Source organism: Natronomonas sp. (assembly GCF_047616845.1).
Taxonomy (GTDB): Archaea; Halobacteriota; Halobacteria; order Halobacteriales; family Haloarculaceae; genus Natronomonas.
In genome coordinates this window covers 1-10,249 of sequence record NZ_JBLGBY010000069.1, presented here as the reverse complement: position 1 = coordinate 10,249, position 10,249 = coordinate 1, and the positions used below count along the sequence as shown (strand labels likewise).

General features: G+C 63.3%; 12 protein-coding genes and 1 pseudogene. 5 read left to right on the top strand and 8 right to left on the bottom strand.

Annotation, left to right across the window (positions count from 1 at the left end; translation table 11 throughout):
* The 4 genes from ACI8UR_RS11605 to ACI8UR_RS11590 all read right to left on the bottom strand — a co-directional run.
* Window positions 1-622 (bottom strand): S1 RNA-binding domain-containing protein (locus tag ACI8UR_RS11605; RefSeq protein ID WP_415087893.1); only part of this gene is annotated, 622 nt, incomplete at its 3' end.
* A gap of 42 nt (window positions 623-664) precedes the next feature.
* Complete coding sequence (locus ACI8UR_RS11600) at window positions 665-1,309, bottom strand: YIP1 family protein (RefSeq protein ID WP_415087892.1); 645 nt, start codon at window positions 1,307-1,309, stop codon at window positions 665-667.
* Between the two features lie 44 nt (window positions 1,310-1,353).
* Window positions 1,354-1,935 carry an NADPH-dependent FMN reductase gene (locus ACI8UR_RS11595; RefSeq protein ID WP_411714515.1) on the bottom strand — a complete coding sequence of 194 codons (582 nt, stop codon included), beginning with the start codon at window positions 1,933-1,935 and terminating at the stop codon, window positions 1,354-1,356.
* Between the two features lie 46 nt (window positions 1,936-1,981).
* A complete protein-coding gene (locus ACI8UR_RS11590) occupies window positions 1,982-2,899 on the bottom strand; it encodes an A/G-specific adenine glycosylase (RefSeq protein ID WP_411714514.1) in 918 nt (305 codons plus the stop codon).
* 95 nt (window positions 2,900-2,994) lie between these two features.
* Here ACI8UR_RS11590 and ACI8UR_RS11585 point away from each other — a divergent pair.
* Together ACI8UR_RS11585 and glpK are read left to right on the top strand one after the other, a co-directional pair.
* A pseudogene (locus ACI8UR_RS11585) lies at window positions 2,995-3,213 on the top strand (hypothetical protein); the annotation flags it as partial.
* A gap of 627 nt (window positions 3,214-3,840) precedes the next feature.
* Window positions 3,841-5,355: a glycerol kinase GlpK gene (gene glpK, locus ACI8UR_RS11580; RefSeq protein ID WP_411714513.1), complete on the top strand. Its 1,515-nt coding sequence runs from the start codon at window positions 3,841-3,843 to the stop codon at window positions 5,353-5,355.
* A 3-nt stretch (window positions 5,356-5,358) separates the two neighbouring features.
* On the opposite strand, the gene ACI8UR_RS11575 is transcribed toward glpK, so the two are convergent.
* The gene (locus ACI8UR_RS11575) at window positions 5,359-6,393 is read right to left on the bottom strand and encodes a saccharopine dehydrogenase family protein (RefSeq protein WP_411714512.1); all 1,035 of its coding nucleotides are present in this window, start codon (window positions 6,391-6,393) and stop codon (window positions 5,359-5,361) included.
* An 87-nt stretch (window positions 6,394-6,480) separates the two neighbouring features.
* Here ACI8UR_RS11575 and ACI8UR_RS11570 point away from each other — a divergent pair, with 87 nt between their 5' ends.
* A complete protein-coding gene (locus tag ACI8UR_RS11570) occupies window positions 6,481-7,473 on the top strand; it encodes a TIGR04024 family LLM class F420-dependent oxidoreductase (protein ID WP_411714511.1) in 993 nt (330 codons plus the stop codon).
* 1 nt (window position 7,474) lies between these two features.
* On the opposite strand, the gene ACI8UR_RS11565 is transcribed toward ACI8UR_RS11570, so the two are convergent.
* From ACI8UR_RS11565 to ACI8UR_RS11555, 3 genes are read right to left on the bottom strand one after another with little or no spacing between them, the layout of a single operon-like run.
* Window positions 7,475-7,753 carry a hypothetical protein gene (locus tag ACI8UR_RS11565; protein WP_411714510.1) on the bottom strand — a complete coding sequence of 93 codons (279 nt, stop codon included), beginning with the start codon at window positions 7,751-7,753 and terminating at the stop codon, window positions 7,475-7,477.
* Entirely contained in the window at window positions 7,750-8,448 is a 699-nt protein-coding gene (locus tag ACI8UR_RS11560; RefSeq protein WP_411714509.1) for a sugar phosphate nucleotidyltransferase, read from the bottom strand. Before ACI8UR_RS11560 ends, ACI8UR_RS11565 begins: the two co-directional genes overlap by 4 nt.
* A 45-nt stretch (window positions 8,449-8,493) precedes the next feature.
* Window positions 8,494-8,652: a hypothetical protein gene (locus ACI8UR_RS11555; protein ID WP_411714508.1), complete on the bottom strand. Its 159-nt coding sequence runs from the start codon at window positions 8,650-8,652 to the stop codon at window positions 8,494-8,496.
* Between the two features lie 218 nt (window positions 8,653-8,870).
* Here ACI8UR_RS11555 and ACI8UR_RS11550 point away from each other — a divergent pair, with 218 nt between their 5' ends.
* Window positions 8,871-9,341 carry a PadR family transcriptional regulator gene (locus ACI8UR_RS11550; RefSeq protein WP_411714507.1) on the top strand — a complete coding sequence of 157 codons (471 nt, stop codon included), beginning with the start codon at window positions 8,871-8,873 and terminating at the stop codon, window positions 9,339-9,341.
* Window positions 9,342-9,542: 201 nt separating this feature from the next.
* The coding region (locus tag ACI8UR_RS11545) for a hypothetical protein (RefSeq protein WP_415087891.1) at window positions 9,543-10,249 on the top strand (707 nt) is incomplete at its 3' end.

The following is a 10,249-nucleotide window of genomic DNA, read 5'->3' as shown; positions in this document are numbered from 1 at the left end:
CCTCTGCTTTTGCCTCTTCAGCCTCCTCTGCGACCGCTGTCTCTTCTTCGGCTTCCGCTTCTTCGGCCTCACGCGCAGCTACGAATGATTCTGCCTCCTCGGCAGCCGTCTCGGCGAGTTCGGCGTCGCTGGGGTTCCCCCCGGTCTGTTTGTCGGCGCTGCCCTCTTGCGGTTCGGGCTCGGATTCAGACGCTACGTCCGCTTTCTGGACTTTTTTTTCGGATTCTTCCGCTTCTTCGCCGTACTCGTCGGCGAGGTAATCCCCCTCGGGCGAATCGACGAGGACGCCGCGGAACTCCGAGTCGGACTGACGGATCGACCAACTGAGATCGATGTCGCCGTTGTCTCGGATGTTGTTGACCTGAACGCAGACCTGGTCGCCGACCTCCCAATCGAGGCTCTCGAGGCGACGGTCGAGTTTGCTTCGGTGAAGCAGTCCCGTCACGTTACCGATGTCGATGAACACACCGAAGTCGGCGTAGCCGTCGACGGTGCCTCGGTAGAAGCGACCGGGCGTCAGTTGTGATGGTTTGTTCCCTTCGAAGTCGAAAACGACATCCTCCTGATGGTCGTCACAGATGGGGCCATCGGTGGACGTACCGCAGATGATGCAGTTACCCATTACTGTAAACGTGAAGGTCGGGCTTAAAACGGTTGTCGGAATCTACGCGCGAGTGGCGTCGCCAGTCCTGCCGGCCAGTTCGACGCCGAACACGGTCTCGAAGGCCGCAATCCCCCCGAGTGCGAGGCCGAACACGAAAAGCGCGGGCATCGACCCGGCCAACAGCGCCCGCGGAACCGATGTTTCGTGGACGACCGAGATGCCGATAACAAGGAGTGCGACGCCGTACAGCGCCGCGAACAGCTGTACGGTCGGCACTGGAACCGCGGCGAAGGCGGCGGGCGCGGCGGCGTAGCCGATGATCTGGACGGTCTCGCTGACGCCCGCGCGGTCGTCGACGACCGCGACGAGTGCGAGAGTGCAGAGCGCGGCCGCGAGATGGAGCACGAGCGGCGCGACGAGGAAACAGAGCGCACCGAGCAGCACGGCCGCCGAGAGATAGACGCTGCCCGTCGTCGCTGCGATACGGCTGTAGCCAGCCACTGATTCGGGCGCGAGTACCAGCCGCCCGCCGACGTAGACGACGGCGATGGCGATGGCGAATATCAACCCCGGCGCCTGGTCGCCCGGCGCGATGCCGTTCCGAAAGAACCGCCGGGGGCGAACGAGCACTTCGATCCACGCACGCGCCAGTCCTCGCGGGCCGCGCTCGCGGCCACCACGGGGGTTTTCGACCCACTGCGTCACAGTCGACCTTCCGTCGGCGGCGATATCAGCGTTCCGACACCGGATTAATCGTCCGCACCGAGGTTTTGCGTGGCCTCCATCGTCCGCGGGTCGGGCTCGATGTTGGCGTACTCGACCATCCGCCGTCCGAGGGTGTCGATTCGTTCCTCGACGCCGTCGTCGACGATTTGACCGTCCTCGAAGGTGTTGCGGACGCGCGGAATCGCGACCTGGTGTGGGACGACCCAGGCGTTGACGGCCCGCCCGACAGACCGGAGATGGTCGAGCGTCGTCGTCGGGAATGAGCCACCGGCCACGCAGAGCAAGCCCACGGTCGTGTTCTCGAACTCATCGAAGCCGCAGTAATCGAGGGCGTTCTTCAGCGCCGACGAGTAGGAGGCGTGATACACCGGCGTTCCGAAGATGACCGAATCGGCGGCTTGCACGCGTGCTCGGAGTTCATCGGCGTCGCCCGCTACATCCTCGTCCGAATCGAAGACCGGAAGGGATAGCTCCCGGAGGTCGATGCAGTCGGTTTCGACATCCTCGAATTCGCTTGCGGCGGCGAGGGCTTCCTCACAGGCGAGTCGGGTGTAGCTCTTCTCGCGGAGACTCCCGACGATAGCGGCGACGCGAACGGTGGTCATGACAGCGGTGTTGGTGCCGCGTGAATAAAATCAGCATGGTCGCGTCTCATGTCCGGAGTCGGGCGAGCGTCTCCTCGCTATCGGCTTCGGTTTCGACGAGACCGTCGTCTTCGAGATCGGAGAGCAGTCCGCGGAGCCACTCGCGGCCGTATTCGCCATCGGGGGCGTAATCGACGCGAACGCGTGGGCCGAGTTCATCCAACGACAGCGCGTCGAACTCCCGAAGCGTCGAGATAACGCGTCCACGCATCTGCCGACGCGACCCCTCGAAATCGGGCTGGGTTGGCACGTCCGGCGCGGTGAAATCGCCGACTTCGTACGCGTGACACCACGCACGCCACGGGCAGCCGGACTCATCACATCGCGGCTGTTTCCCGCAGGCGACCCCACCCAACTCCATGATGGCGTTGTTCCAGACCCGTGATTCATCATCGGCCATGAGCTCCGAGGCGACGGCCGCGAAGGTATCATCCTCATCGGGCACGTCGAGAGTACGATAGAGAACGCGCTTGACGTTCGTGTCCACGACCGCATCGCCGTTGTTGAACGCGAATGAGGCCACCGCGTTGGCGGTGTAGGGGCCGACACCCATCAATTCCTGTAGCTCCGTCGGTGTTTCCGGGAATGTCCCGTCGTATTCGGCGACGACCTGTCCGGCCGCCTCGTGGAGGTATTTCGCGCGGTTGTTGTAGCCGAGCGAGTGGTCAGTCCAGAAGCCGACCACGTCAGCGCGGTCGGCAGCGGCCAGTTTCCCGGCGGTGGGCCACTCGTCCAGAAACGCCTCCCAGGCGTCGACGACGCGGTCGAGTTGGGTCTGCTGGCTCATCACCTCAGAGACGAGAATCTCGTAGGCGTCGTCGGTTTGCCGCCACGGATACTCGCGGTGGTCGGCTTGGTACCACTCGATGAGCGCCGCCCGAACGGCGTCAGCGTCGTCGGGCAGATGCGCTGCGGCCTCGGTCATCGCCTGGCCGTTTCAGCGGCCGACGCTTTGGTGTGACGGTTCCGGCGGAGACGCGTGAGCGAAACCCACTTGCCGCGGCCAACCCGACCACGAGTATGGGACTGGATGAACTCACCGCCGACATCGAGGACGCCTACAAAGAGTTCGGTGATGAACTCTCAGTCGAACTCGACGCCGAGACCCGGAACGAACTGGCGATGCTCGAAAGCGCCTACGACCCCGATGAGACCGACGAGCTCGTCCGGCGGGCTGTCCACATGCTGTTTCAGACGGCCGTCGAGACGGGCAATCTCGACTTCCATCTGTCTCGGGGAGCTTGAGGAATCTCGGGATGCCGCTGAAGATGGGTTCGTTTGCTTCCTTGTACTCGTCGCCGTAGATATCTTCGCCGGATCGTTCGTCAGTCATGTGTTGTCTCCTTTCAGCGCAATTTCGAGCTCATTCGAACTCTTTCTTGCCCATCAGATACAAAAATAAGGTGATATTAAAGACTTTCTTGGAGGAACCACTGACTATTCGTATGAACGGATGCACGTTCGAACGATTCTATGGTAATTATATACCTTAATCACCGAGTTCAAGTATGAGCACAACAAATATCAATCAATAGAGTGAAAATCGGAGAACTGGCGGGAAACTCTTCTGGGAGACAACTCTAGTCGGCGGTGAGCGAATACGGCAGCGATTTACCTAAAATTCAGGCGCTAATGCCCCGTCCTCAAGGAGTCGACCGAGAGCACTTTGCTCTCGTTCACCCATCAGAACGCGAAGCGTTCTGAGGGCGCAGTAGGACGGGGATACAGCGTCCCCAGAAATCGAAGATTTCTGGTGTGCGAACGAATCGTAGAGCGGTTCGTTAACGCCGTCATCGTCTCACGTACACTCCGCAACGACCGGCCCACTGACACGTTTATTTACCCCTCGCCGGTCAGCCACACCACATGGAGTACGTCGCGGCCATCGACCAGGGGACGACGGGGGCTCGGAGCATGGTATTCGACCGTGCGGGGCGCGTTCACGGCAGCGCCTACGAGACCCACGAGCAGTTCTACCCTGAACCGGGATGGGTCGAACACGACCCCGAAGAGATCTGGGCGAACGCAACGCGGACGCTTCGGGACGCACTCGCTGATGCCGACACCGAGGCTGCTGCCCTCGCGGCGCTCGGCGTGACGAATCAACGCGAGACGACGGTGCTGTGGGACGCCGAGACGGGCGAGCCGGTACACAACGCCATCGTCTGGCAAGACCGCCGAACGACAGACCGCATCGAGCGCCTCGAACAGGAAGGTCGGTCGGCAGCGATTCGTCGGAAGACCGGCCTCCAGCCCGACGCCTACTTCTCGGCGACGAAACTGGAGTGGCTGCTCGACAACGCTGACCCGGTCGGGACGACTCGCGGCGGGGACGACGTGCGCGACCGTGCGGAGGCCGGTGACCTGCGCTTCGGCACCATCGACTCGTGGCTCATCTGGAAGCTCACGGGCGAGCATGTGACCGACGTGACGAACGCGTCCCGAACCCTGCTTTTCGACATCCACGAGCTGGCATGGGACGACGACCTGCTTGCGGAGTTCAACGTACCGAGGGCCGTCCTCCCGGAGGTTCGTCCCTCCAGTGATGCCGCCGTCTACGGTCACACGGACGCCGAGTCAGTCGGCGCCGAGGTGCCCGTCGCCGGGGCACTGGGCGACCAGCAGGCCGCATTATTCGGTCAGACCTGCTTCGACGCCGGCGACGCCAAGAACACCTACGGTACGGGGTCGTTCCTTCTTTTGAACACGGGCGAGGAAGCCGTCGACTCCGATCATGGCCTCCTCACGACGGTCGGCTACCAGCTGTCGGGCGAACCCGCTCAGTACGCCCTGGAGGGGTCGATTTTCGTCACCGGCGCGGCGATCGAGTGGCTCGAAGACATCGACTTAATCGAGGACGCCGCCGAAACCGAGCGACTCGCTCGAAGCGTCGACTCGACGGACGGCGTCTACTTCGTCCCCGCGTTCACGGGGCTCGGCGCACCCCACTGGAATCAGCGCGCACGCGGCACCATCGTCGGCCTGACGCGGGGCACCCGGAAAGAACACATCGTCCGCGCGACGCTGGAAGCCATCGCGTTCCAGACTCGGGACGTGGTCGACGCGATGGTCGAGGACAGCGGGCTCGACCTCAACGGCCTCCGCGTCGACGGCGGCGCTGTGAAGAACAACTACCTCTGTCAACTCCAGGCCGACGTTCTGAACAGCGACATCGTCCGTCCGGAGGTCGACGAGACGACAGCGCTTGGGGCCGCCTACGCCGCCGGCCTCGCGGTGGGCTACTGGGAATCGGTCGACGAACTGCGGGCGAACTGGCGCGTCGACCGGGCGTTCACCCCGGATGCGGAGGAAACCGCCGAGGCTCGCCACGAACGGTGGCGGGAAGCCGTCGAACGGTCGCTCGATTGGGCGCGCGAATGACGGTCACTCGTCGAAGAACCCTTCGACGCCGTCGAGTTCGAGGACGAACTCAGGCGTGAACGCCGTCGCGGGTGTCTGGAAGCCTTCCGGCGGCGATTCGAGGACGCGCTCGGCGGCCGTCGTCGCGGCATCGACCGTCAGCGCGTACGTTTCAGGGGTTTTCAGCCGCGAGGTAACCGTCGTCTCGCCGTCGGTTGCCTCGCCCCAGATATGGCACTCACCCTCCGCTCGCTGCCGCTCGGACGGCCCTGTCACGGTCGCCCGGATGAGCGCCTGCAGCGACCGCTTGACCGGCTCGAACCCCAAAACAGGCGATGCAAGCCGGCTGAACCGTGCAGCGTTGGCCATCGGCTTTGGCATCGCGGTGTACACCTCGATGTTCTCGATGCCGGTGGTGTAGTACGCCGTCGAGACGTCCCCCCAAGGGATGGTTGCGGCGTCGCGCTCCCCCTGGCCGAAGTCGATACGCCGGGATCTGTGTGCTGGCGGCACGTCAACGATGTCGCCCCCGCGACGCACTTTCCCGCCCTCCTCTGCGTGTTCGATGACGGACGCGAGCGTCCCCTTCGAGATGGTGCCCGAGGGGTCGAAGCCGAGTCGGAGTCCGTCAGCTCCGGGGAGTCTGTCGTGGAGGTGGCCGGCGAGACAGTCCGTCGGTACGACGTCGAAACCAACGCCGGGGAGGAGACAGATGCCCGCCTGCTCGGCCTCGCGGTCGCGCTCGGCGATGGCCTCGAACACGGAGAGTTCACCTGTGATGTCCAGATAATGCGTTTTCGTCTGGAGACACGCCTCGATGAAGGGGCCGTAGGTGTCGGTAAACGGCCCCGCGCAGTTGAGCAACACGTCGACGTCGTCGATGTTCGCGGGGGCGGCATTGAGGGCGAACGGCCGGGCCTCGCAGTCGAGTCGTTCCGCGAGATGCTCCGTTTTGACCTCGTTTCGGCCAGCGACGATGACGTCGATATCCCGGTCGACGGCCTCTTCGGCGATGAGTTCGCCGGTGTAGCCGTAGGCGCCGTAGATCAGCAGTGACATGTGCAAACTCAGGTCGGCATGGGTCAAAAAGCCCGCTGTGGGACGAGACGCCGTAGGCTTATCCCGGTCGCGTTCGCAGGGCGGCCCATGACAGAACGCGACGTCGTCCTGCCGGGCGGCCTCGACTCGACCACCGACATCATCGAAGTCGCGACGCACGCCGAAGACCACGGGTACGACCGCATCTCGCTGCCGGAGGTGACCGGCCGCGACGGCGTGACGCTGCTTGCGACGCTGGCCGAACGCACTGATCGTATCGGCCTCTCGAACGACGTCTTCTCACCGTGGGGGCGCTCGCCGGCCGTCCTCGGACAGACCGGCGTCACGCTTCAGGAACTCAGCGACGGGCGTTACCGGATGGGGTTGGGCACCTCCTCCTCCGACCTGACCGAGAAGTGGCATCTCGCGGAGTTCGACCGGCCCCTGCGGCGCCTCCGCGAAACCATCGACATCGTCAATCAGGTTACAAGCGGCGACCGGATCGATTACGAGGGGGAGTTCTTCGATGGTGGCGGCCTCAAACTCCGCGGCGTCGAGCCCGCTGAGGTGCCCATCGACGTCGCGGCCCTGGGGCCGAAAGCTGTCGAACTCGCGGGGCGGTTCGCTGACGGCTGGGTGCCGCAGTTGTTCACACCGGATGCACTCGCAGACCGGATGGCTGATTTCCGTCGTGGCGCCGACCTCGGCGACCGCAACGCCGACGACCTCCGCGTCGCCGTGACCGTCCGCTCGTGTGCCTTAGATGACGCCGAGCAGGCACGCGACATTGCCGCCCGACAGATTGCATTCCTGGTGGCAGCTTACGGCCCGTACTATCAAAAATCGGTTGCGAGCCAGGGGTTCGAGGCCGAGACAGATGCGATACAATCAGCCTGGGACGACGGCGATAGAGCTGCGGCCGTCGACGCGGTCTCCGAGGAGATGGTCGATGGACTGGTCGCCGCCGGCACGCCCGAGGACGTCCGGTCGACCGTCGAGCGCTTCGAGGCCGTCGACGGTCTCGATGCCGTCCGCGTGGGCTTCTTTGGCGAGATGACGGCCGACCAGCGCCGCTGGACGGTCGAGACGCTGGCGCCGTAACTCACTCCGGGCTCGGGTCGTCGGACGCGAGTTCATACGCGAGTGTTCGGGCCTGCCGAAGGTGCTCGTCAGCCTCCTCGTGGCCGGTCTCGTCGATCTGGTCGAGCAACTCGTACACCACGGTCGCGCGGGCTTTGATGACCGGTGGGTCACAGCCACGCAGGTCGTCCGCGACGGCCTCCGCTTCGCCGAGCAGACGGCTCGCGCTCCGCTCGACCGGCAGTTCTGCGGTCGCTGCGAGGTGTTCGTACAGCTGCTCTGCGTCACTTTGATACTTCACAGTCGCGCCTCCGCGCGCTCGATATCCGACTCGGTGTTGACGTTGACGCGCCAGCCGTCGAACCGCACCGTCTCGACGCGGCCGCGGTCGTCGAGCACCCACTCGATGGCTGCCGGGAGTTCGTACTCGCCGCGCTCGGAGGGCTCGATAGCCCGACACGCCTCGAAGAGCCGCTGTGAGAACGCAAAACAGCCCGTCGTAGCCAGACGGGACAGCGGGTCATCGGGCTTTTCGACCAGGCCGGTGACGTCTCCGTCATCCAGTTCGAGGACGCCACCACGCTTTGCCCGTTCCCGGTCGACGCACTCGACAAGCAACGTCGCGTCGGCGCCTGTCCGCCGGTGGGTGTCGGCCACGTCGCCGACGTTCCCACGAAGGACGTTGTCGCCGTTGAGTTGAAGGAACAGGCCACTGACGACTGGTTCGGCCATGCTGACTGCGTGAGCGAGTCCGCGACGGTCGGGCTGTTCGACATAGGTAATCGGCTTCCCGTCGAACGAGTGGCCGTAGTGGGCCCGAATCTGGTCGCCGAGATAGCCGATGATGACGACGTACTCCTCGACGTATGGTGAGAGCGTCTTGAAGACGTGCGTCAGGAGGGGTGTTCCGCCGACTTCGACGAGTCCTTTCGGCTTGTCGTCGGTTCGCGGTCGGAGGCGGCTACCGCGACCCGCGGCGGGGACGACGCCATGCATGGCTCCCGGTTCGCGTTGCGTCGTCAAAAACGCGCGGGAGTGTCGTTAGCAGTCGGTGACGAGGAACGTCTGGCCGCCCTTCCGCTCGAAGTGTGCGTGTTCGGCCTCCTGGGCGTACCGCTGGACGCGCGTGGTCGGGAGGTCGCTCACTTCGATCACGCCGTTGTGCGTCGCATTGGTCGGCCGCTCCGTGTTCGCTGACATGGATACAGATACCGCCTGAAGTAGTAAAGGGGCGAGCCATGCCCGGAGTGAAAGTGAAAGTATCGGAATGCATCGGGGTGGTTTGCAAATCAGTACCGATTCCGGCGGTTCGGCGACCGAACGTGACCGGGGTTTCTTCAGAGGGCGAAAACACTGTTACCGACTTATGATGGGTTATCGCAATTTGTCAGTATGGTTCTCGATGCCGGTGGTCGCCGATGAGTTCGGAGCGAAGCGGTGCATCCGTAGAACAGCTTTACCGTGAATTGGCGGGTGACGACGAGGTCGTTGCCGAGCCGACCGATTCGGAATATCGCTCCGCGGAAGTCGTCTCGGAGGTGCTTGGCCGCCTCTTTCCGGAGGAATCGTTCGCGTTCGACGAAGAACAGGTCAAGCTTTCACTGGACGAGATCTTGCTGGTGCTCGTGGCGCTACGGGAGAGCGAAACCCACGGCAAGGGATTGATGGACGACCTCGCGGCGCTATTCGACGCCCAGCTCAGTCCTGGAACGGTGTATCCACGACTCCACGAACTCGAAGAGGATGACATCCTCGAGATGCACGAGCTGGTACGGACGAAGGAGTACCGCCTCGATGATCCCGATGCGGCACGGGCCCGTGTCGAGTCGGCAATGCAACAGCACCTCGCGCTCGGATTCATCTTCTACTCCGCACTCCAGGAGTTCTGAGACGTTTTCTCACCGTTGTGACCACATCGCCGTTGCTGCAAATTTAGCAGTGACTGAAACGAATAGGTGCTCCCCCGCGAGAGAAACGGTTAGTGGTATCACCGGCTAAGCCGGGGTTTGATCCCACTGATACCATTCAATGACATTGTATGGTTCCAAAAGGTAGATTTATATACTACCGGAGCATTTATCCAGGTAGCAATGAGCGAAACAGACTCTCCCGTCGGCATCGTGTTCGACATCCAGCGCAGCACCATCGAGCGAACCCAGAATGCGATCGAAACCGGCGTTCGCATCCAGCAGGACATCAACGATACCGTCGTCAACAGCTTCGACCCCGCAAAGAACGTCCAGGGGCAGGGCAACGACCTCGTCCGGACGGCGCTGAACGGCTACCTCGACGCCGTCGAATCGGCGCTTCCGAGCGATCAGGACGCCCTCGATAATGTTCGTGAGACCATCGACGAACAGCTCGACACCCTCGAAGACAGCCAGACCGACGCTATCGAGACGCTCGAAGAGAACCTCGAAGACGGCGCCGACTCCGTCGACGAGCTGCTCGAGGGCTTCCTCGACACGCTCGAAGAGCAGGTCGACGCACTCCTGGAAGCCAACGAAGACCTCGAAGACCAGACCGTCGACGCCCTCGAAGAGCTGGAAACGCAGGTTCGTGACCTCCAGAGCGAGCTCGAAGACCGCAGCGACGATCTTCAGGAACAGGTCGAAGACCGCGTCGACGAACAGCTCGACCGCATCCAAGAGCAGCTCGAGGAGCGAGCAGACGACCTCCAGGAAGGCATCGAGGATGTCGAAGAGCAGGTCGACGATGTCAGCGACCAGGTCGAGGAACAGGTCGAAGACGTGAGCGACCAGGTCGAAGAGCAGGTCGAAGACGTGAGCGACCAGGT